Origin of the sequence: Halioglobus maricola, assembly GCF_009388985.1 — a bacterium.
In the GTDB taxonomy this organism is placed as follows: domain Bacteria; phylum Pseudomonadota; class Gammaproteobacteria; order Pseudomonadales; family Halieaceae; genus Halioglobus; species Halioglobus maricola.
In genome coordinates this window covers 327,882-349,759 of sequence record NZ_CP036422.1, presented here as the reverse complement: position 1 = coordinate 349,759, position 21,878 = coordinate 327,882, and the positions used below count along the sequence as shown (strand labels likewise).

Sequence of the window (21,878 nt, the reverse complement as noted above, 5' to 3'; positions counted from 1 at the left end):
GGGGACAAAGCTCATATGCTTTTAGGTAGCAAAATACCGGAGGCAAATTGTACGGAGGGTACTGACAAGTTAAATCATTGATTCGATAGAAAATCAGTCCTTGGTTCTCATGCCACCGCCCGACTCCATTCACTGAACGCACTGAACCTCAGATACCGATAATGCTCAGCCCTGACTAGGTGGCGCCCCAGATTGAACAGATTCTGAACAGCGGCATGGATAATCACAAACCGTTGAGCTTGGGCCATCGACTTGAACCGCCTCATCCCTCGCTCACTGACCCTGGTCGATTCGTGAGACTGTTCGGCCCGATTATTCGCATACTGATCTGTCACATGGATCGTGTCAGGGATGACCTCGCGATGGGCGACTGGATAGCTACGGAGCTTGTCTGTGACGATCTTTCTGGGCTCCCCGCCGTAATTACGTAGCAACCGCCTGAAGAACCTCTTAGCAGCTGCCCCGTCCTGCTTCGACTGTAGGTACACATCCACAACTTCTCCATCCTGATCCACAGCACGCCACAAATAGTGCTGCTTGCCGCTGATCTTCACAAAGACTTCATCAATGTAGAAGGTATCGCCGTAGCCTCGATGATTTCTCTTCAGGCGACGAGCATAGATTGCTCCAAATTTGATGCACCAAAGACGGATCGATTCTCGAGTGACGATGATGCCCCGCTCGGCGAGTAGATCTTCGATATCCCGGTGGCTCAGGTTGAATCTGTAGTAGAGCCAGACAGCATAGGAAATGATATCTGGCGGGAATCGGTGTCGCTTGTAGGTCTTCATAGGCTGATACTAGCCCAAATCACTGGCTTAACTTGGCAGTACCTTCGTGCCCGGAAGCACTGGATAATGATAGTCTCACCCGACCACTCACAATGCAGTAGATCTTCGTGGTCGGTTCTCCCTGTACGTACAGGCGACTGTCTACAGGGAAATTCTCTACACTTGCAGCAGCAGATAATCGTTCAATGGCTTCCGCTGGCAGATCCTCAAACCAGGGGGATCTTGCAACATGAGCTCGTATATCTTCGATTCGCATCTAACGAAGGGGTATCTCGTACAAGGAAGGCTATTAGAATAGTTCGATTCGGCGTGATACTCCACGGATTGAAAATATCGCCCCTTAGAACCCAGGAAAGGCGGGGCATTCTCAGTTCGGCCCTGGTTCGGAAGTTCGGTCTGGGAACGTACTTGCCTTTCTTCCACTTACTGGCACCGGCCCTACAAACCGGCCCACCCAATGTTCGGCATAGGTTCAGTCTCGGCCTCCCTGCCCTGCTCACGTGCAGAAATCTTTTAACTTTCTTCAGCTTACTGGGGTAGCTCGGCCCTCTCCCGGCTACTCATAATCGGCAGGTCGAAGGTTCAAATCCTTCTGGGCCCACCATTTTTCTTATAAATCATAGCGTTATAACTGCTTAGAGCATCCGACTATAGGTGGTGACTCATGTACTGGAGTCGGTGGGTGTGTGGTCGACGGCTCTACCCAATAAACGGGGGACGGGCATTCACCGATCGAGGTCATCAACATAGGCTTACACACTTTGAAGTACCTGTGTTGTTCCTTCTATGGGCCCTCGACCTTCAAGCAGTGAAAACGCCTCACCCCAGCCATACTGATTCCGAGCATAACCAGGGCCAAGAGGATCGACCCCCGCATACCAAGTGCAGGAACCGGTGATGCTGGTGGCGTCAGCACGGTGCCAGTACCGGAGCTTCCCGCAGAGCCATCAACAGTGCTTGCAGTCACTGCAAAGGAATAATTCGTGTTGCAATTAAGGCCGCTGATAGTGGTAGAAAGTGTGTTGTAGTCCGGAATAAAAATGGTGCCAGTCGCAGTACCCGAGCCCCCCAGCCCCCAACTTACGGTGTACCCGGCGAACGTGTGCCCACCCAAATCAGGTTGTGTCCACTCCAGCAAGACTGCACTGCAACTCGTCGATGTGACGGTCAAAGAAGGTGTACCGATCACACCGTAGGACGTGCCTATGACAGGATTACTCCATGGGCCTCCGCCCACAGCGTTAGCGCCGCGCAGTAAGAACCAATAGGTTTCGCCGTTGACCAGGGCAGTCACTTGTCCAGTGAGGTTGTCAGGTGCGTTGGAAATCGTTTGCACTGTACCAGGGTTGCCGCCCCCGTCTTCACAGTCTGAACCAAGCGCTGACGGATCTGGCACGGTGCCGGTACCAAAGCAGACCTCATAACTTGTGATGGCGCCGCTGCCAGGATCTGTGGGACGGGTCCAGTTAAGGTCAACCAGTGCATCACCCGTTGCTGTCAGGTGAAGCGTGGGTGCCAGGCCCAGTTGAACAGCGCCAATGTTACGCACCGTTCCAGCAGCTTCGGTGCGGGGGTTGCCGAAGATGTCCTCGGTGATCGGGCTGACGCCGTCAATCGGACTAAGCAATTCATTGCCGCTGTCGGCGCCTGTGACCGCATCGATGAGAAGCCCGGGGGTACCGCCACCGTCATCTGCCAGCGGCGTAGCCGCTTCATAGAAAAATGCAGCGGCAAACTTGTTGGGCAGCCCCGGCGCATCGGTCAGTAAGGCCGGTTGGTCGAGAATCGCTTTCAATGCTGCAGCGTCCTGTGGCGTAACTGGTTGCACCCAGTTTGGGTTTGGTGCAGCCGTCGCGGTGACGTTGCCTCCAGTGGCCTCCCTGATAAGCACATCAGGGATATCGGGGATACCGACACTGATAGCGCTTGCCTTCAACTCGATGCTTGCATTATTGGTCGCAATGATCAGGCCAGGCCCCGTGGTACTTTGGCAAACCGTCTGGCAATCCAACAGACTCACAGCGACGGTGCTGGCCTCCAGCGTAATAGAGCCACCATCCGATGCCATAATCCGTTGATGAAGGCCCTGACCAGCTGCATCGCCCATGATTAGAGAGTTGACAATGGTGGCAGTTCCGCCGCGGATATTCATGAATCCGGTGTCTTTAAATTCGGTGGTTTGAATATTGACTGCTCCATCCCAGTCTATGACCGGAATACCGGCAAAATTTCCAAACCATGAATTTGAAATTGAAAGCGTTCCGGCAGAGCTAAACCCGGCTATAAATGCATTACCCCAGAATTGGTTTCCGTCCGGTCGACCCTGCACTACCAGACCGTCATTCCATGCTTCCTCGAAGACTGAATCATTGATTGTGACGTTCTGGTTTTCGCCTGAGACCAGGAAGATTGCACCGGTGTCGCAGAAGCGATAGAAATCGATGGTCCGTTGAGCCGTAACCCTGTTGAGGGTCAGGTCTGTGTCTGCCCGCAGTGCGGCAATGGCTCTGAGGCCATGCAATTGTAGATCATTAACAGTAACTTTGACGTTATCTTCCAGTGCTACCAGTCCGACAGGGTTGCTTACAATCGTAGCCTGGACATCTTTGTCTGCTGGACAAAGCCCTATCACGTTTGAAAGTCCATCCGGTGTGATCCAGCGGCTTCCACCAGTAATAGAATACCCGTTGCCTTCAATTACCAGTTCGTCCGTGACGCGCGCCATATATGCATCGGCAGGGTCGGCGCCGCTCAGGCCACAAACGGTGTCCCGGACACCATTGACGTCAGTCTGAAAAGACACCGTGTCTGGCCCTGGCCTCGAGTTAGCGGCGGCTACGGCAGCCTGAAATGACCCAGGCCCGGAACATGAATCGGATGTTACATCATAGGTATCTGACCAAGCGGGACTTGAAATCATCAACAAAAATACTGCCAACACACCCACAATCTGTCTATTCACTACACTCATCGCCTTGTCCTTGTAACCAGTACATACTCCCTGGAGGCCAACGTAGGCCACTCCTATGATAAAACACACTATGCGATATTTAGTTATAGAGCGTAAGGGGTTCTGACAAGTTAACCCATCGTGGCCAGTTAAATAATGAGGGGGCGATTAGGCTACCACCCTGTTCCTCTCTAGAATCACTCCTAGCCTGAGTCGCGAGAATATTTGACCGGTTGTGACTATCTCGCAATCGGCTCCAAGTCTTACTGCAGGCTTCGGGGGTTGCGGCGGAGGTTCGGGGTTCGGTTTTTGAAAATCCATTACAACTCTTCGGCTTACTGAAAAATTGCTCGGTATTGCCACCACCCAGGCTCGGCATACGTTCGGTTTCGTTTACAATGCGCGCCGGCCCCCAGAAAAGGCCTTACCCTTCTTCCACTTACTGACCGAGTTTCAATCTCTCCCAACTCCTCATAATCGGCAGGTCGAAGGTTCAAGTCCTTCTGGGCCCACCATATTTATCAATAAGTTACGTTGCAATCGATTGCAACAACTGGGTCTCATGGGACACAAATGGGACGCTTTTCTAACATTTCTTCCATATTTAGCATCACGATTTCTCCACCGCCCAATTGTAGGCAAAGTGCAAATGGGCTGCGTTGATCTGCCAACCATACGATGTGGATGAACGATGGGCACTATCGAGCGTCGCCAAGGAAAGAATGGCAAGCCCCATTATCGGGCAAAAGTACGCCGCAAGGGACACCCCGCTCAGAGCCAGACTTTTGCGCGTAAAACTGACGCTAAACGCTGGATGCAGTCCGTTGAAGCAGCCATCGACGAAGGTCGGCGGCCCATGTTCTCTGAAGCAAGGAGAAGAACCCAAGCTCAGCTTCTGGACAAGTACGAGACCCAAGTAATTCCGGATAGACGGAGTCAGCGACAGTAGTCGGGTATCTAGCCCTACTATCCCACGCGTTCACAACGGGTGTTAAGGAATGGGGCTGGGTCGATGAAAACCCTGTCCTAAAAGTGACGAAACCCAAGGAACCTCGTGGTAGGGACCGGTACCTTAGTACGGACGAGCTAAGGGCCGCTTTCGACGCAAAAGAGACATTTTCTTCCTGCCAAGAACAGGGTAATCCTGCACTGGCTTCCGCCCCTCAAAACGGACATGCCTGTCAAAATCTGATCAGCTTGGATGCTGGGGCTGGTGAGGTCCGCTTTCACGACGAAAAGGCTCCAGCTTTGAAGATTGTAATCGCTACGTTGCAAGGAAGTATTTCGGCGCTTATTATCTATTTGACTGTTCTGACCTCGATAAACTGCCAGAAAATCTAGCCGGGAGCGCTATCATCAAAGAGAAATTGCGAAATATATTTTCCGCACTTTGGGAGCAAAAAATCCTGCCTTCTCCCAACCGAAAATCTGTGAAAACTGAGTCTTTAGTCGATACTGGCAGGACAAATTTTCTTGGAAAAACGGGAAATGAGGGTAGCCACTTGGATCTGAGCGAATCGACAACTCTTCCACAAATCTTGTCCATGCTATATGACGCGCTCGACGTAGAACCCTTCGACAGTGGCGCCAACACCAAATCTCTGTTTGCGGAAATCGGACACGCTGTGCCATCGGATACAGTCAGGATTTATGAGGCGGAGGATCTCATTCCTGAGTTACTCGATGCTACAGCCAATGGCATGGTGGTTGATATAGGCTGTGGAAAAGGTGCTTCAAGAGCTATTTTCCAGGAAGTAGCTCCCCGCATGAACTGGCTGGGATTAGAGGTCGCTGACACCTACAATAAACCCAAGGTTGATCAAATCCGGTTTTTTAATGGGCATGAAATACCTCTGGAGAGTAACTCGGTAGATTATTGTTACTCCAGGCAGGTATTCGAACATGTCAGACAACCAGAAAAACTCCTGTCCGAAATTTACCGTGTACTGAAAAAGGGAGGAATTTTTTTTGGCAGCGTATCCGGACATGAACCCTACCACTTCTACAGCCTCTTTAATTTCACACCCTACGGTTGGTATACCATACTGAACGATGCGGGCTTCGAGGTTACTCGTCTGTTACCGGGGGCTGACGGAATGGCGGTGGCACTGCGACACATATCAGAGAACAAAAAATTATTTCCTGGTATTTTTCGCGGTAAGTCATGGATTGGCGATGCAATTGAAAGCAAATGCAGCAAAGAGTCCGTTCAGGAAAAAAATACCCGCTTGTTGATTTATGCGGCTCATATGTCCTTCGTTGCAGAAAAGGGCTAGTGCGTCATCGGGTTCTGACAAGTTAAAAGTCAGAACCGAAAAAAATCCTATCTAGCCCGCGTGGGACGACTGCCCTAATCGGTTCTGGCAAGTAACTGATTGGGACGGAGTAAATCCAGTCCATAGTAATCAAGCAACCGCCCTTTCCCATTCTGCGCACGCACCAACTCTGAGTTTCCGATAGCGCTCGGCCCGGACGAGGTACCTACCCAGGTTGAATAGGTTGCCAATGGCAACATGGACACCCAAAAATCGTTGAGCTTGACTATTTCGGCCCTGGTTCGGAGTTCAGTTTTGAAAATCAGTTGCTATTCTTCGGCTTAGGATCACCGATTTAAAAACCGACCCAATTCAGGTTCGGCAGACGTTCGGTTTCGACTCATCTACCCTACCCCACCAGGAAAAACCCTTACCTCTCTTCCACTTAATGACCGAGTTTTGCTCCGTGCGAGCTCCTCATAATCGGCAGGTCGAAGACGATCGAGGGATGATGCACCATTCGACGCGAAGCTATTGAGACATTCTTCCCAAGCACATTGGCAATCCCCATTCGTAACGTTTAGTCTATTCCCTGACACAGCTAAGGCTAATCTCTCGCGCCAGGGCGGCGAATTGTGAGGCCATCAAAACAAAGGGAGCCAACATGTCTTCTAGAGTATTCCTACTGGCAATCATTACTCTCGTCGTCTCCATGCCTGCCAGGGCCGTGGAGGTCGACGGCAGGGAATGGCTGCAGCCTGTGGACTTTATCAATCTGTCATGGCTGGATGTTGCCGCCGTTTGCGATTCGGATACCGGCGCCTGTAATGGTATGTTGGGCGCCATCGATGTCACTGGCTATACCTGGGCCAATGTCGATGACGTGAACGCCCTGTTTAATTCGTTCGGGGTGTCACCGCCGCTCGCGGGACCAGATGCAATCGCCGAAATCGACTCGGCGTGGGCGCCCGCCTTCTTCGCCGCCGGTTTCATATCCACCGGTTGTTGTGGCACTTCCATCATTGCCACATGTCGTGAGACTCAGGGCGGAGTTTTCAATGCGATCGCACCCACCATCATTGATGGGGCCGACGGCTTTCAGGACAATGCTGAAACCAACTTCGGCGTCCCTGATTCCAACCCCGCTACGGACATAGGCGCATGGCTGTATCGAGACATTCCCACGGTGGTACCGCCGGCTCCCGCGCCAACCCCGGTTGCGGTACCCGCCTCTTCGGCTATTACACTGCTGTTCACTGCACTCGCACTATTGGCTATCGCGCTCCGTCACGTCATCAGAAAGAGAGGCCAGGCCACACAATAGTCTGCTCTGCCTTGGTTTCATCCCGCGCGGGATACGATTCGCTTTCCAACAAGGAATCACATACAGCTATATGTCTTTCCACTGATCCAGAAACCGCCACAGGGTGGCGCTTTGCTGGCTCTCATGCCGATATTGCCTGATCATTACGACCTCTCCCTGCGCTGTGACAGGGACCAGATTGACTCGGTCGGGACTGTCGATAACACAGAACGTGTGCTCTCTCGAGTTGTAGGGAGAACGGTCGAGCACCTCCATGGGAGTGAAGATGCGCGTTTCATTCAGCACCTTTTCCTGAATCCGCAACCAGTTCTCGATCATAGGGTCTTTAGCCAAATGACGGCGCGTAGCCGCCTATCGAATGCGCCCACCCACGGAAATACTGGTGTGAATACCGCTACCGTAGCCTCGGCCTCCCCAGGAACTATAGCCACTGGAAATACCGACACTGCCATAAACTTGAGGATCTGAGCACCCGCTCAGCGACCCCATTGAGAGAAGGAGTGCGCTGGCGACAAGCGCTTTAGTCAGCGCAGCAACACCAACCCTGTTGAGTACCTTTTTCATGCGTCGCCTCCCCTCGATGTATTCTTGTCATCCCAGGTCTGCAGGCCAATACCAGCGCCGGACGGCCCTGTGATAATTGCCATATGCCCCTGCGAAGGGCGCTCGGTGACTGGCAGCAGTACCTTGCCCCCGAGTGATTCCACTCTAGATACAAGCTCCTCGAGAGCCGCCTTGTCAGTGATACGGAGATATTGCAGCCACAGCGAAGGCAGTTCGGCCACAGGATTGGTACGGATGCCGAACCGGCGTTGGCCCTGGCTGGAAAGCACCCTGTAGTCCACACGAGTGTCCTCGGCGTCCAACTCGGTCGAGCTTACGCTCAACGGAGCGAGACGCTCATAAAATGCGGCAGCCGCACTGGCATCTTCCGCCCATAACTCATCCCACAGAAAATCACCGGGGCGTATATCGCCACCATCGGCCGGATCACCGGTTCGCGTTTGCAATAACGCGAACAAAACGCCCTGGTTATCGGCGACAACTGCAATATCACCGCGGTCGCCCAGCGATGTGGGCGGCGTGTAGACGGTGCCTCCGCCGCTGGCAACAGCGTCAGTGGCTGCTGCAATGTCATAAACGGACAGCAGGGACACCCACTGGGAAATATCCGCCGACGTGGCCAACTGCGTTTGATCGATCAGGCCACCAATAGGCCGGCCTTCATTGAAAATCATGCGATAGTTGAAGTTCGCGTTCGGCAATGAGCGAAATTCCCACCCCAGCAGCTGTGCGTAAAAACGCTCGGTCTCCGCCGGCGTGTCGGTTAACAACTCGTGCCAGATCACTTTCCCTGCCAGACGATCACTGCCGCTACTAATCGCGGGTACATTGATACTGCTCACACTACAGGCTGCCACAGTCAACAAGATTGCGAGCCCGCATATTATTCGAATCATTCGCTGTGCCCCCAGGAGTTACCAGTAGTATCCACTATAGGGCATAACACCGGAACTGGCGAAACCTACCCCCAGAGACCTTCTTCAAAGTATCCTTTTGGGGAAGCTGAATCAGCCGGGCACTCTACTCCCAGCAGGCCGTTTATTTGTCCTATACTTGGGGCCACATAATGATGGGCTTGGGTGTATTGCTGGATATGATGGGTTTGTTCCACGCGGTCATCAGTTCCTCTGATAAAATCACGATCAACGCAACATCCACCAGGGAAATGATGCCGGACTCCGCCTTCTACCAGGATTGTCTTGACGCTTCGTTCAAGGAACTACTGAAGGCGGCGAAGTCCAGAAAACGCCGCAATGCCAATTAATGTAAAGAAGTCGCTGCTCAAGGCGAGCAGCATGATCAAGCGCGGCAATCCGCAGGCCGCAGAGCAAATTTACCGCGACATACTGGAGCAGTTTCCCCAGAACTCGCAGGCAATCAAAGGCCTCGCCGCCCTCACTAGCGGTGGCACTCTGCGCACCGCTGGACCAGCCCCCTCACGCGAGCAGATGGCGCAACTGGTGGCCATGTACCAGACAGGCCGCTACGAAAAGGCCCTGGCAATGGCCCGCCAACTCGCGGATCAATTCCCCGTTGATCCAGTGATATTGAATTTTATCGGCGTGGTCTATGCGGCCCAGCAAAGGCACCTGGAAGCAGTGGCCGCCTATACAAGGGCGATCCAATTACTCCCCACCTACACAGAAGCGCTCTGCAATCAGGGCATCAGTATGCAGGCCGCTGGTCAAGCCGATAACGCATTTGATGCCTTCGATCGGGCGGTAGAACTGGAGCCGAATAATCCGCGCGCGCTTATGGGGCGGGCAACCACACGGCGAGACAGGGGCGATCTGGAGGGCGCCGTTAAGGACTATCGGTTGAGCCTGGAGATAGACCCCAGCAACGCGAGCGCTCACAACAATCTGGGCAATTTACTGCAGTATCTTGGCAACTATCACAGTGCAGTGGCGAGCTATACACAGGCGATTAACCTGAACCCAGGCAATGCAGATATCTGGTTCAATCTGGGTCAGACTGAGTTCCAGACACGACATTTCGACAAATCGATGAAAGCCTATCAAGAAGCGCTGAAGCTGGACCCTGGGCTGGGTGAAGCCCGCGCCAAGGCGCTCCATATCCGACGCTACCAATGCGATTGGTCTGCACCAGAAACCGCCCATGACCGCTCGCTGGGGCTGGCCGGCGAAGAGGTCAATCCATTCAGCATGTTGTCTATCGATCCGGACCCGGCGCAACAGTTGATCCGCGCCACTCAATACTACCAGCGACAGTACGGCCAGATTGAAGCACTTCGAGCGCTACCTCCAGCAGCAGCGGAAAGGCCTGAGAAGATTCGTATCGGTTATTTTTCTGCCGACTTTCACGCTCATGCAACCATGTATCTCATGGGCGGCATGCTTGAGCGGCACGATCGGGAACGCTTCTCAATTCATGCATTCTCTTTCGGTCCTGTCGATGACGATCCGCAAAACACACGCCTGCGCAAGGCCGTCGATGCATACCATGATGTGCGTCATATGAGCGAACAAACCATTGCAGAACTGTCAATTGCAGAGAATATCGACATAGCGGTGGATCTGAAGGGGTACACAGCTAACTGCCGCCCCGGCATATTTGGCTACCGCGCAGCACCGATACAGATCAGCTATCTTGGCTATCCAGGCACACTCGGCATGCCGGAGATGGATTACATCATCGGCGACGAGACTGTCACGCCCGCCCACCAAGCGAAACACTATAGTGAAAAAATTATCAGCCTTCCCAATAGCTATCAGGCTAACGACAACACGCGTGAAATCTCCACTCATCCGCCAAGCCGCGAAAGTCTGGGATTGCCGGAAGGCGCATTCGTCTTCTGCTGCTTCAACAGCAATTACAAGATCTCCTCCAGAGAATTTGATATCTGGATGCGGCTGTTATCTCAGGTAGACAACAGTGTCCTCTGGTTATTGAATCCCGGGGAAACCGCAAAGACCAACCTGACCCGTGCAGCGGAGAGTCATGGCATTAATACAGCCAGGCTGATTTTCTCGGAAAAACTGCCGCTATCTGAGCATCTATCGCGCCACTGCCATGCAGACCTGTTCCTGGACACCTTCAATTGCAATGCGCACACCACCGCCAGCGATGCCCTTTGGGCAGGGCTGCCGGTGATCACCCGCCTTGGTCAGGGATTTGCGTCACGAGTGGGAGGCAGTCTGCTCAGGGCCGTGGGACTGGATGAGCTCATCACCGAGAGCGATGAAGCTTACGAGCAGCTAGCGCTCGAGCTGGCGCGGGACGCAGACCGCCTTAGCGACATTCGAACGCGGCTGGAAGATCGCGGGGCCAAAGCGCCACTGTTTGATACAGCGCGCTTCACCCAGGATATTGAAGCTGCTTACGAGGCGACCTACGACAGGTACCTGCGCGGTGAAGCGCCGGAGCACATTACAGTGCCCCGCTGAACCCGATGTCAGGCGGCGCCGGCCACCGCCTTGATTTCGAGATAGTCAGTAAAGCCGTGCGCACCCCACTCGCGACCGCTGCCCGACTGCAGACTATAGGCACTGACTCATAGTCCGAAATCGGGCCGTTAACTCCAGACCCATCACTTCACTTCAAACTGTGCTGACCTGGTTATCTCCTGATCGATAAGCCAGTAGTCGCCAGCGACGGTAGCTTTGGCTTGCTTCCCATTTATCCACACGCCCTCAGAAGCAGGTCCCGCAGGGAGCTCCACTTTAGCTGTTACGTTCTCGGGCAGAGTGAGTGATAAGTTAAAGTTGTCACCGCCGACCCAGTCGATAACAATCGGGCCGCGAGGTGTCGGCACCTTCCCTTTGGCATTGGCCAGTTTTCCCGGCATAGGCTTGATACGCACTTTTTCCCAGCCTGGTTTTAAGGGTTGCGCGCCGAGCACAAAGCGCGGTAACAAGTTCGCTGGGGCTGCACCCCAGGCATGGTTCCAATCGAGATTGGGTTTGTACTTAACATCCCAGGCCTCCCAGGTAATGGTGGTGCCGCTTTCTACCATATGTCGCCAACTGCGATCACCGGGAGCCACCATGAGTTCAATCGCTGCGTCATCGGCACCATATTCAAAGAGGCCTTCCAAAAGATACTGCGCCGCATAGACCGAGCAAGCCATACCGCGCTCTACCAGCCAGTCAACAATATGACGTTGGCGATTCAAGGGCACGAGACCAAAGGCCAGTGGGAACAGGTTCGCGTGCAGTGCCGAATGGTCCGTACTGATACCATCACGATACAACCCGGACTCGGAGTTAAACAGTGTTTCTTGAAAGACTTGTTGGCTAGCTTTAGCAGTGTTGCCAAAGTTTTCAGCATCGGCTTTTCTCCCAAGCGCATCAGCCAGCTCGGCCATCTGGTACATGACGCGCAAGTGAAAGGCGTTGACAACAGTATTAACCTCCGTAAAGACATAATCGTCACGCTCCACCCTTGGCCAGTCCACAATATCGGTACGTTCTATTTGACGCTTATTGCTGGTAATCAGCCCGTTCTTTCCTGCACGCTCCAGTAGCAGTTTCGATCTAAGTGAATCGTAGCGCGGCGCCAGCCATTGCAGGTCGCCGGTGTGCATCCAATCGGCATAGGCCATAAAAACCATATGCGGTGCCCACTCGGTCGGCCAGGTGCCGTATTGCATAAGGTGATCAAAAGTGTCCCTGGCCATTTGCACATCGTTATCGGTGGCGTAGTGACTCAACTGATTAAGATAGGCGTCTGCTTCGTAGGGGATTCGTTCGCGGTCGCCATCAACGTACACCCCGGCAAAGGTTGTGGCCTTGATGGAATACCGACTTAGCTCCCATACTTGATTGAGCACTTCATCAGAGGATTCGAATGAGGATGCCTGATCGTTCCAGGTACTGGAAAACGCGGACTGACGAACAATCTGCTCTGCAAGTAACTCGCCATCCCACCCTTCAATCTCTAACCAACGAAAGGGCATAACAACGCCCCATTCCGCTGGAGTCAGAATGGCTGGGGGGTGTTTTCGGCTCCGGACCTCGGTGTTGCGGGAATTCTTCGCCGGTGCCACGAGAATGGGTTTAGCGCCTTTAAGCCTGACCCTTGCTTTGTTGTAACGCACAGTACCGATAGGATCCCGGTCGACCCGACCGTTGGCGAAGGCCTCTCCGAAATGGACGGTGATCTTGCCTTTTGCTCCTTCGGGAGGCAGTAGCTTGATATTGCCGAAGGCAACACGGCCAAAGTCCACGATAATCCGCCCTGAATCCTGCCGTGTGATACTAACGGCCCTTTCTTCCACCAAGTGAGTGGGAGCTGCTTTTACTGCTGAGCCAGAGCCGCACAGAATTAGTATTGCGAAAAATAAGCGTAATGTAGGCATGTTTTTCCTTCTAAACGAATCTGACTAGTTAACTCTTTCAGTTGATAGTAGTTAGGGTAAAACCTTCAAGCAACCGCCCAGCTCCGATCATGGGGCCGCCCCAGAACTCAATGCGCTAGTCATACAGAAAGTAGGCCTTACTCGTGCCAGAGCCCGGTTGACAGTGAGAGTTCAACCTGCGCTTACTTTGTGTACCCCACCTTCAACACGTCCATAGCCAAGCCGGATAGCGTACATGGTTTCATCGGTATGGCCTTCCGTTAGTTGGTGGTTCCGAGCCAGGGTCCACGCAGCAACACAAAAGAAGAGTAGAAATATGACAGCTTGTAAGCCATCGAAAGTTTTCAACATCCTCGTGCTGAGTTGTATTGCGATTGCGCCACAGGCCAGCGCCCAAATGCCGGATCGCTATCCAGAGCTGAACGACTATGGCCATCAGATTTATTTTGAACAACATGAGCTGCCCGCCATGGCGCATGGGCCTACGGATCCTGCCCCCGCGCCCAACGGCAAAACATTGGCTTTTGCAGCGCAAGGCTGGATATGGCTGCTTGACCTGTCGCGCAACACCGCGACACGCATGACCGACAGTCAATATGTTGATTCGCGCCCGCGTTGGTCACCTGAAGGAAAGCAGCTCGCCTTCGTGCGTGACTATGGCAGTGATACCGGCATCGTTGTCCGCGATATCGAGAGCGGAAAAGAGCGCAGCATCAACTCTCCCGCCCTGGACCTGGACCCCGAATTCTCAGCGGATGGCGAGTATCTTTTTTACGCAAATAGCACCACCGGCTCGGTTGATCTTTGGCGCCATCACCTGGCGTCAGGTAAGGAACAACAACTCAGCGAACTGGACCAAGTAGAGCGCAATATCCGGCGAGTACCTGGAGGCGCAGCGTTCGTCTACCTGGATGCCCAGGACCCACATCGATCACTACGACTACATGATATTGAGAGCGGCAAAGATGAAATCATTCATGCAGAAACACTGACCTACCACTTAACCGCCGATGTTCACCCAGAGCTGCCACTCATCGTCTACAGTGCGCCGATCGATACAGATTACCACCTATGGACGATGGACATTAACGACACGCGTGTACGACATCGTTTAACCGATGGCTCCCGCTATGCGCTAACACCTTCTTTCAGCGCTAGTGGACATCATGTCTATTTCGTTGAGGCAGATGACAACCGCCAGTTTCACCTGAAACGGATCAACACCTACGGTGGTGAAGTACAAACCCTCACCATTGAAGACTGGGACTATGGAGCGGCAACCGGCAATGCGCGTATCAGCGTGGTCGATGGCCAAGGGCGACCAACAACAGCCCGCGTTTCCCTTGCGCGAGAGAACGGACATCCCGTGCCCTCACCTACTGACGCCACCTACATGGATACGAAGACAGGCCGCACCTATTTCTATGTGGAAGGAGACACCAAACTTTCGCTGCCCGTTGGGCGCTACAAAGTCGAAGCCACGCGCGGATTCTTCACCCCTGTTCAAACTACAGAATTGACCGTGAAGAATGGCAGCGAAGCGCAAGCCACATTACAACTAACACCGATATGGAGCGCGCAAGAAGCAGGATATGCCTCGGCTGACTATCACAACCATTTGAATGGGGATGGCACCAGCCGCGCAAAGCACGAGGATGCCTTGCGAGCAATGGCAGGCGAAGACCTGGAGCACACGGCGTTGATGTCCTGGAATCGGTGGGAAAGGCGCATCGATCGCGACATTCTAGGAAAGCGAACGCAGCAGGGAAGCCACGTTGTCGATCAGGGTCAGGAGGTGCGCTCGCACTTTCACGGGCACATCGGCATTATCGGTATAGAAGACCCTTACGAGCCCTGGTTTTGGGGTCCGAGCAATCCCGTTCTGGGCGACCCCAACCTTGCCAATGCTGACGTCATTGATTACGCAAAAAGCATAGGTGCTTTCCCCACTTTCGTTCACCCGGGCATTCCATCAGATGACCCACTTGCAAACCCTGGGGTTTCAATCAGGATGATCGACGCGTTACATGAACTCATTCTACAAGACGGCATCGGATTTGAGGTTATCTCTGGCTGGGATGGACCAATGGGGAACGTGCAGCTATGGTATCGACTGCTGAATCTAGGGAGAGCCGTGCCCGGCATTTCCGGCACCGACGGATGGGTCGACTTTTATCGCACTCCAGCCCTGGGGACAGCACGCAACTTTGTTCCATTGCGAGATGGAAAGGATGACTTTGACAGCGTTTTGGCCGCAACAGCAGCGGGTCGAGGATTTCTCAGTACTGGACCGGCTTTGCTGTTCACAGTGAGTAGCGATGCGCGCCCTGGTGATGTGATTGCTACCGGCACCCGGGATTGGTCGTTGGATATCACGAGCACCTCGGATGTCGACCGAGTAGAAATTATCGTCAATGGCCAAGTCGCAACGACTCATACAGGCGTGGCCGCCGGTAAATCCAAAACACTGACGGGCACGGTAAATCTGCCGGCGGGCGGCTGGATCGCCGCACGCGCCTACAGTACACAATGGCTCGATGACCCCTGGCCTGCCATGTTGAAGCAGCCGTTTGCTCACAGCCAGCCCATCTGGATTGGCGAGATCGGCAGCACTGACCCTGATGCCTTTTCCGCCAGTGCCACCGACTTAGCACTCGCACTTGATGCAATTGAACAACGGGCGAGAGAGGCTTATGGCGACAAGCCGATGGACAAATTGTACAGCCGGTTTAACTTGGCGCGGCAGATGCTCGAGCAGTAGCAGATTCTGGGCCTACCCCCCCTTATCCGACACAATCAGATTAATCGAATAGCGAGCCAGTTTTCGCAAGCTAGTCTTGCTATGCCCGGACCGGGCTCGCAAAGCAATACTCTGTAATGTTGCCTGTAGCAACTGCGCCCCCAACTTGGGCTGTGCCGCCTCCGGTAACTCTCCCTCGTGCTGGGCTCTGACCAGGCGATCGGTCAAACCCGCATCCAGGCGCTTGATTAGCCCCTTAAGGTCATCGCCAACCTCAGGATGATTGATTGCCTCACTCGGCGCCGTACATATCATCAAACAGCCCAGCGGGGGCTGACTGCTACAGTACACGTCTATCGCTTGGTCAAAAAAGGCGTGTAGCGCACCCACCAGTGACTTTCCCGAACTCAGGGTTGACTGTAATTCTTGATCAAGCTGACCACAGAAACGCTCTAGCGATTTCCGGTATATGGCTTCTTTATTACCAAAGGCATTGTAGATGCTCGGCCGATTCATACTCATCGCTATCGCCAGGTCATCGAGCGAGGTGGCCGATAAACCCTTCGCCCAGAACAGGTTCATGGCTCCCATCAGTGCCAGGTCTTCATCGAATTTTCTTGGTCTACCTCGAGGCATATATGTACCAATTCGCATAATAAAAATTGACGTGTCGTTATTTTATGCGAAACAATACATTATTAATACAGGAGAGAATAATGGCCTTGATCGAACACCCCAGAAGCCCGATCGCTGGCAAGCTGGAAGGGGTGCACTTGTTCCACTATGACGGTGCGCCCTGCGCCCAGCGTGTAAGATTTGCACTGCATGAAAAAGGCCTCAGTCGCGGACGAGAGGTCAAGTTTGATGCCGGTGATCCTGTGAGCTGCGCCGGGCAGCAAGGGGCCTGGGTAAGCCGCCAGGTATCGCTGGTAAAGAAGGATCACCTGACAGAAGCGTACGCACTGATTCAACCCAATCTGGTTGTGCCTGCCTTAGTCCATGACGGGAGGCTGCACATTGAATCAATGGACATCGTCGAATACCTGGACGAGGCATTCGGCGGCGCCCCTCTTGTACCAAAAAACGATACCGCTGTGATGGAAGACGCGACAGGACTCACCCGTCTGGGTAAGGAACTACATCGGTCGATTCGATTCGTCACTTTTCGCTGGGGGCTACGAGGGCTTGCCAGACTGTCAAAAGAAGATGAGGAGCAGTTGCGCGACCTGCTTAAGAACGGCAACGATACCGAGCAGTTGGTCAACTTCTATGAGGGCTACGATAGGCAATCTATACCCGAAACTATCTATGAAGAGCACCTGGAGAAACTTAATGCGGCGTTCAGAGACCACGAACATCGACTATCAGACGGCAGGGATTTCCTCACCGGGAGTGACCTCACCATGGCTGACGTCATATGGGCCATGAAGACGTTGCGCTTGATAGAATGCGGCTATCCTTTCGAACAATGTTTCCCTCTCTACTTTGCCTGGTTTCAGCGCATTTCACAGCGACCTTCGTTCAGGGAGGGCGTTATGGGCAAGCACCGGCTCATGAGTTCCGCCTTTAAATTCAAAGCCAGGCTGGAGAATCTACTGGGGATCGGACTGAAACGAGAGGTGTTAATGCGTGTTACCTGACTCCTTTTATACAGTTTTCGGTCTTGTGTTCGGTATCGTCTTTGTTGTGCCGACCATCTGCATGATTCGCAAGCGAGGACTTGACGACTGGGCATGGCCTTTCTTTCTAGCCAGCCTACCTGTCTGGTACATGTTATTCGGCGTCTTGGCCGGGGATGCGAACGTCATAGCGCTCGAGGCGCTTGTCGGCCTGCCCTATTTCCTTACCGGCTATCTTAGTTGGCGCACCAAATCCAGGTTCATGCTATGTGCGCTCGGCTTTGCATGGCTGAGTCATGGCCTCTATGACTATTACCACGACGTATTTTTCACTAACGCAGGTGTCTTTGCCTGGTATCCGATGTTCTGTGCGGTTGTTGATATCGCAGTTGGCGGATACTTGCTCCATCGCGCTTTTACAGGAGTCGACAAGCCCTGCTCAAAATTAAACTAGAGGCGGTCGGGTACACACACTTTCTGTATCCTACACCCGCAACCTCGTATTATTATGCGTAAGCAAATTCACAATCAAAGGTGACCGTATTGAACACGATAACTAAAAGCATCATTGCAGGTCTGTTTGCCCTGAGTGCTCTGGGAGCCCACGCGCAGGTCATACTGACTTACACCGGTGCCAATTTCACCAGCTTCGATCCTGGCGGCACGGTCCCCATTCCCCAGGAGCACACCACGGCCGATCGTGTGAGCGGTACGATCACGTTAGCGGATTATCTCGACCCCAACATGGACCGCATCAAAGTGACGCCATTGTCGTTCGTGTTTACCGATGGCGTGAGCACCTTGACCGACGCCAACGTCTCCGAATCGAGCTTCCGGTTCACAACCGACGCCTTCGGGACGATCACGGAATGGTCAATCAGAGCGACCTTCAGTGACACCGACGGTGGTGGCCCTAGACAGACAATTGAAGCAACCCTTAATGATGAAGGGCCCGAGGACTTTGGCTTGGACGCACTCTGTGGGCCGAGTTCCACCGCAGATGGATGTGACAACTTCGGTACGCCTTACTACCGTACATCAGCTTCAACTAGTGCAGCCGCGGGTTTATGGCAGATAAGCGGCGAACCATTATCGCCAGATGCAGGCGCTCTACCAGTGCCTCTGGACCAGGTGACACTGCCCATTGCAGCCCTGGTTGCACTAGTGGGGCTCATGGCCAGTCGGCGGCGGCAGTGACCCGGCGGGTGGGAAATGGCGCTCAGCTACTACCACCCAAGCCACCATAAGCGCCATCATATTGATTTTTATTTGGTTTTTATAATTTACGCCGCCTGGCTCTATCGCCCCCGACTATTTATGGTCGAGTGCCCTCCAAGAAACCGGCAATAAGCCACAAAAAATTTTGTGCGTCCTCCAGAGATTTCCGGAGTATAAAGTCCGCCTCTTTAGCGGTTCCCAATTCGGGATCCGAGCCTGGAACAGAGGCAGTCACAAATGAAGCTAGCCATACTCTCTTGTAGCCCCAATGCCTACAGTACCCGTCGTCTGAAGGAAGCAGCCCTGCAGCGCGGCCATAAAGTAAAAGTACTGAATACGCTGAAGTTCGCTATCGATCTGGACCGGGGCAACCCTGACCTATATTTCAGACAGAAACCTCTCAGCAACTATGACGCAGTACTCCCTCGCATCGGTGCCTCAATTACGTACTATGGCACGGCAGTTGTGCGCCAATTCCAGGAGATGGACGTGTTCTGTGCCAATACCGCGCACGGAATTGGCGACTCCAGGGACAAGCTCCGAAGCTTACAGATTCTCAGTCGCCACCATATTGGAATACCCAGAACGACATTTGTCCGCGATAAGAACGACGTTCTACCCGCCATTGAAAGAGTAGGTGGTGCCCCCGTCATTATTAAATTGATAGAGGGAACCCAGGGTATAGGGGTGCTCCTGGCCGAGTCCGTGCAGCAGGCTGCGTCTATCATCGAGCTGTTGCAGAGCCAGAAACAGAACGTGCTCATCCAGAAATTTGTGGCCGAGAGCAAAGGAAAGGACGTACGAGCATTTGTCGTGGGAGACCAGGTAGTCGCTGCAATGCGCAGGGTTGCCCAGGGGCAGGAGTTTCGTAGCAATGTCCATCGCGGTGGATTGGCGGAACCCATCGAGCTGGACGAAAGATACAGGGAAACCGCAATACGCTGCGCCCAGATCCTTGGGCTTCGTGTAGCGGGGGTGGATATGTTGGAAGGTGCCAATGGACCCCAGGTCATGGAAGTGAACTCCTCTCCTGGCCTTGAGGGGATTGAGAGCTGCACCGAGCTGGATGTAGCAGGGGCGGTCATTGACTACATTGCCGCCCAGGTCGACTTTCCAGAGATCGATCTACGTCAACGATTGACAGTCAGCAAGGGCTACGGAGTAACCGAAATATATGTCCCCGACGGATCCAAATTCATCGGTCAGACCGTCGCTGAAACGCAACTTCGCGAGATGGACGTGAATGTGCTAACGCTTTACCGAGGTAACAAGATCATTCCCAACCCGCGCAAAGACCGCGTGTTGGAACCCGGTGATAAGCTCCTTTGCTTCGGCAAACTGGAAATTATGCGCGACATGATTCCAGCCCGGGTGCGCCGTAAGCGACGCCCCGAAGTCCAGGATCTAGATACCGATCTACTTCCCGAGGATCACGAATTGGAAGGCCGGGAGGAAGTATGAGTGGTTCAGAAAACACACTTGGCTGGCGAGAGTGGCTAAGCTTTCCCGAGCTTGGTATCGCCAAGGTCAAGGCCAAGGTCGACACTGGTGCCAGAACGAGCTGCCTTCACGCGTACGTTGTCGAGCCATTCGAACGTCAAGGTGTTGCCTGGGTGCGCTTTGGTATACATCCCGAACAGGACGACACAGAGACAGAAGTGATTTGCGAGGCGATAGTAAAGGACCGCCGGTCGGTACGTGACTCAGGCGGTCACGAGGAGATTCGCTACGTTATTGACACGGAAGTGCTGATTGGCGGCCAAAGCCAACGAGTAGAGGTCACGCTAACTGATCGTGACACCATGAAGTTCAGGTGTCTGCTAGGGCGCAGCGCGATTCGGGGTAAGTACCTGGTAGATCCTGCTCAGTCTTATTTGCAAGGCAGGCGCAAGAGAGTCCGCCAAAGGCCTCAATGAGCAATCGTGAATTTTCAGAATCCTCATAGCGGAAACCTGCAATGACCGATCTAATCATCAACAACATCTCAGTTGCCCCGGGCGAGCGTCGAACCATTGATGTTGCTGTAGCCCCCATGTACACCCACGATGACCTGTCAATTACTGCACAAGTTGTTCGCGGCAAAAAGCCAGGGCCAACCATGTTCATTTCAGCCGCCATCCACGGTGACGAAATCAATGGTGTAGAGATAATCCGACGGGTGCTACAGCACAAATCGCTCAAGAGCCTCAGAGGAACACTGGTCGCCATCCCCATAGTGAATGTTTATGGGTTTCTGAACCACACGCGTTACTTGCCTGACGGCAGAGACCTGAATCGCTCATTTCCGGGCTCAGCTAAAGGGTCTCTCACAGGACGCGTCGCCCATACATTCGTAAACGAGATCGTGCGCAAGTGTACACACGGTATTGACTTGCACACCGGCGCACGGCATCGCAGTAACTTCCCTCAGATACGAGCAGATCTCGACGAGCCAGTCGCTCTTACCATGACGAAGGCGTTCGGCGTACCGCTAGCCATAGACTCGAAAATACGAGATGGGTCTCTACGCGAATGTGCAGGCGACACTGGCATTCCGGTTATCCTATACGAAGCTGGAGAAGCCCTGAGATTCGAAGAAACATATATCCGTGCTGGCGTAAAAGGCGTTCTTAATGTAATGCGGGCTATCGAGATGCTACCTGCATCACGTAGCAAGAAAGTTTCTCCCGACCCTATTGTTAGCGATAGAACGAGTTGGGTACGCGCACCCGAAAGCGGGATTCTCAGAGCGTACGTTCCGCTGGGCGACAAAGTAAAGAAAGGCCAAACAATCGCAGTGGTGGCCGACCCTCTTGGAGAGGCAGAGACTCCTATAGTCGCGGAAACCGCCGGCGTGGTCATCGGGCGCACCAACCTGCCGCTTGTTTACGAAGGCGATGCTACTTTTCATATCGCTCAATATGGGCGCAAAGTTGGGAAGGTTGAAAAGCAAGTAGAGGTGTTCACCGAGGAACACCAACCGGATGATGGTTATCAGGAAATTCCCCCTGACACCGAGACACCGATTTTTTGACATCCACGGGTGCGACTGGATATTCCAACTTAAACAGAAGTCGCTGCTAGCGAATCTAACTGCATGGCCCTTACCCTTCGACGC

Annotated in this window: 18 protein-coding genes and 1 pseudogene; 12 read left to right on the top strand and 7 right to left on the bottom strand. The window is 53.4% G+C overall.

Features of this window, described 5'->3' with window-relative positions; genetic code table 11:
* Positions 1 to 107 precede the first annotated feature (107 nt).
* Complete coding sequence (locus tag EY643_RS01505) at positions 108 to 791, bottom strand: IS6 family transposase (protein ID WP_152660546.1); 684 nt, start codon at positions 789 to 791, stop codon at positions 108 to 110.
* 784 nt (positions 792 to 1,575) lie between these two features.
* Positions 1,576 to 3,594 (bottom strand): fibronectin type III domain-containing protein, encoded by a 2,019-nt coding sequence (locus EY643_RS01500; RefSeq protein ID WP_170287236.1) that lies wholly within the window; start codon positions 3,592 to 3,594, stop codon positions 1,576 to 1,578.
* Positions 3,595 to 5,243: 1,649 nt separating this feature from the next.
* On the opposite strand from EY643_RS01500, the gene EY643_RS01495 reads away from it, so the two are divergent.
* A complete protein-coding gene (locus EY643_RS01495) occupies positions 5,244 to 6,017 on the top strand; it encodes a class I SAM-dependent methyltransferase (protein ID WP_152660544.1) in 774 nt (257 codons plus the stop codon).
* A 643-nt stretch (positions 6,018 to 6,660) separates the two neighbouring features.
* A complete protein-coding gene (locus EY643_RS01490) occupies positions 6,661 to 7,320 on the top strand; it encodes a hypothetical protein (RefSeq protein ID WP_152660543.1) in 660 nt (219 codons plus the stop codon).
* Positions 7,321 to 7,386: 66 nt separating this feature from the next.
* On the opposite strand, the gene EY643_RS01485 is transcribed toward EY643_RS01490, so the two are convergent.
* The 3 genes from EY643_RS01485 to EY643_RS01480 are packed head-to-tail and all read right to left on the bottom strand — an operon-like array spanning position 7,387 to position 8,726.
* Positions 7,387 to 7,638, bottom strand: a complete 252-nt coding sequence (locus EY643_RS01485) for a hypothetical protein (RefSeq protein WP_205743123.1) — start codon at positions 7,636 to 7,638, stop codon at positions 7,387 to 7,389.
* A gap of 33 nt (positions 7,639 to 7,671) precedes the next feature.
* A complete protein-coding gene (locus EY643_RS19620; RefSeq protein ID WP_205743122.1) occupies positions 7,672 to 7,884 on the bottom strand; it encodes a hypothetical protein in 213 nt (70 codons plus the stop codon).
* Complete coding sequence (locus tag EY643_RS01480) at positions 7,881 to 8,726, bottom strand: VOC family protein (protein WP_152660541.1); 846 nt, start codon at positions 8,724 to 8,726, stop codon at positions 7,881 to 7,883. Before EY643_RS01480 ends, EY643_RS19620 begins: the two co-directional genes overlap by 4 nt.
* A 200-nt stretch (positions 8,727 to 8,926) precedes the next feature.
* Between EY643_RS01480 and EY643_RS01475 the strand changes: the two genes are divergently transcribed.
* Both EY643_RS01475 and EY643_RS01470 read left to right on the top strand, forming a co-directional pair.
* A complete protein-coding gene (locus EY643_RS01475) occupies positions 8,927 to 9,148 on the top strand; it encodes a WS/DGAT domain-containing protein (protein ID WP_152660540.1) in 222 nt (73 codons plus the stop codon).
* Entirely contained in the window at positions 9,138 to 11,291 is a 2,154-nt protein-coding gene (locus EY643_RS01470) for a tetratricopeptide repeat protein (protein ID WP_152660539.1), read from the top strand. The genes EY643_RS01475 and EY643_RS01470 overlap by 11 nt, the downstream gene beginning before the upstream one ends.
* A gap of 143 nt (positions 11,292 to 11,434) precedes the next feature.
* Here EY643_RS01470 and EY643_RS01465 read toward each other — a convergent pair whose 3' ends face one another.
* Positions 11,435 to 13,204 (bottom strand): family 78 glycoside hydrolase catalytic domain, encoded by a 1,770-nt coding sequence (locus EY643_RS01465; protein ID WP_152660538.1) that lies wholly within the window; start codon positions 13,202 to 13,204, stop codon positions 11,435 to 11,437.
* 316 nt (positions 13,205 to 13,520) lie between these two features.
* Between EY643_RS01465 and EY643_RS01460 the strand changes: the two genes are divergently transcribed.
* Positions 13,521 to 15,965 carry a CehA/McbA family metallohydrolase gene (locus tag EY643_RS01460; RefSeq protein WP_152660537.1) on the top strand — a complete coding sequence of 815 codons (2,445 nt, stop codon included), beginning with the start codon at positions 13,521 to 13,523 and terminating at the stop codon, positions 15,963 to 15,965.
* Positions 15,966 to 15,977: 12 nt separating this feature from the next.
* On the opposite strand, the gene EY643_RS01455 is transcribed toward EY643_RS01460, so the two are convergent.
* Entirely contained in the window at positions 15,978 to 16,580 is a 603-nt protein-coding gene (locus EY643_RS01455) for a TetR/AcrR family transcriptional regulator (protein ID WP_152660536.1), read from the bottom strand.
* Positions 16,581 to 16,660: 80 nt separating this feature from the next.
* On the opposite strand from EY643_RS01455, the gene EY643_RS01450 reads away from it, so the two are divergent.
* The 7 genes and pseudogenes from EY643_RS01450 to EY643_RS01425 all read left to right on the top strand — a co-directional run bounded on the left by EY643_RS01450 (position 16,661) and on the right by EY643_RS01425 (position 21,794).
* A complete protein-coding gene (locus tag EY643_RS01450; RefSeq protein WP_170287234.1) occupies positions 16,661 to 17,584 on the top strand; it encodes a glutathione S-transferase family protein in 924 nt (307 codons plus the stop codon).
* Positions 17,574 to 18,017, top strand: a complete 444-nt coding sequence (locus tag EY643_RS01445) for a hypothetical protein (RefSeq protein ID WP_152660534.1) — start codon at positions 17,574 to 17,576, stop codon at positions 18,015 to 18,017. Before EY643_RS01450 ends, EY643_RS01445 begins: the two co-directional genes overlap by 11 nt.
* 89 nt (positions 18,018 to 18,106) lie before the next feature.
* Positions 18,107 to 18,760 carry a hypothetical protein gene (locus tag EY643_RS01440; protein ID WP_152660533.1) on the top strand — a complete coding sequence of 218 codons (654 nt, stop codon included), beginning with the start codon at positions 18,107 to 18,109 and terminating at the stop codon, positions 18,758 to 18,760.
* A 258-nt stretch (positions 18,761 to 19,018) separates the two neighbouring features.
* Positions 19,019 to 19,942 (top strand): annotated as a pseudogene (locus EY643_RS01435) (ATP-grasp domain-containing protein); the annotation flags it as partial.
* The gene (locus tag EY643_RS19740; protein ID WP_240732926.1) at positions 19,919 to 20,242 is read left to right on the top strand and encodes a cation:proton antiporter regulatory subunit; all 324 of its coding nucleotides are present in this window, start codon (positions 19,919 to 19,921) and stop codon (positions 20,240 to 20,242) included. The pseudogene EY643_RS01435 and the gene EY643_RS19740, both read left to right, overlap by 24 nt.
* A complete protein-coding gene (locus tag EY643_RS01430) occupies positions 20,239 to 20,697 on the top strand; it encodes an ATP-dependent zinc protease family protein (RefSeq protein ID WP_152660531.1) in 459 nt (152 codons plus the stop codon). Before EY643_RS19740 ends, EY643_RS01430 begins: the two co-directional genes overlap by 4 nt.
* A gap of 41 nt (positions 20,698 to 20,738) precedes the next feature.
* A complete protein-coding gene (locus tag EY643_RS01425) occupies positions 20,739 to 21,794 on the top strand; it encodes a succinylglutamate desuccinylase/aspartoacylase family protein (RefSeq protein ID WP_152660530.1) in 1,056 nt (351 codons plus the stop codon).
* Positions 21,795 to 21,878: the final 84 nt, after the last annotated feature.

What these genes read in the sequence shown, in the direction of transcription:
- EY643_RS01505 (WP_152660546.1), bottom strand. Translation starts at nt 791, where the DNA reads ATGAAGACCTACAAGCGACACCGATTCCCGCCAGATATCATTTCCTAT.
- EY643_RS01460 (WP_152660537.1), top strand. Translation starts at nt 13,521, where the DNA reads ATGACAGCTTGTAAGCCATCGAAAGTTTTCAACATCCTCGTGCTGAGT.
- EY643_RS01470 (WP_152660539.1), top strand. Translation starts at nt 9,138, where the DNA reads ATGCCAATTAATGTAAAGAAGTCGCTGCTCAAGGCGAGCAGCATGATC.
- EY643_RS01490 (WP_152660543.1), top strand. Translation starts at nt 6,661, where the DNA reads ATGTCTTCTAGAGTATTCCTACTGGCAATCATTACTCTCGTCGTCTCC.
- EY643_RS01430 (WP_152660531.1), top strand. Translation starts at nt 20,239, where the DNA reads ATGAGTGGTTCAGAAAACACACTTGGCTGGCGAGAGTGGCTAAGCTTT.
- EY643_RS01450 (WP_170287234.1), top strand. Translation starts at nt 16,661, where the DNA reads ATGGCCTTGATCGAACACCCCAGAAGCCCGATCGCTGGCAAGCTGGAA.
- EY643_RS01485 (WP_205743123.1), bottom strand. Translation starts at nt 7,638, where the DNA reads ATGATCGAGAACTGGTTGCGGATTCAGGAAAAGGTGCTGAATGAAACG.
- EY643_RS01425 (WP_152660530.1), top strand. Translation starts at nt 20,739, where the DNA reads ATGACCGATCTAATCATCAACAACATCTCAGTTGCCCCGGGCGAGCGT.
- EY643_RS01455 (WP_152660536.1), bottom strand. Translation starts at nt 16,580, where the DNA reads ATGCCTCGAGGTAGACCAAGAAAATTCGATGAAGACCTGGCACTGATG.
- EY643_RS01465 (WP_152660538.1), bottom strand. Translation starts at nt 13,204, where the DNA reads ATGCCTACATTACGCTTATTTTTCGCAATACTAATTCTGTGCGGCTCT.
- EY643_RS19620 (WP_205743122.1), bottom strand. Translation starts at nt 7,884, where the DNA reads ATGAAAAAGGTACTCAACAGGGTTGGTGTTGCTGCGCTGACTAAAGCG.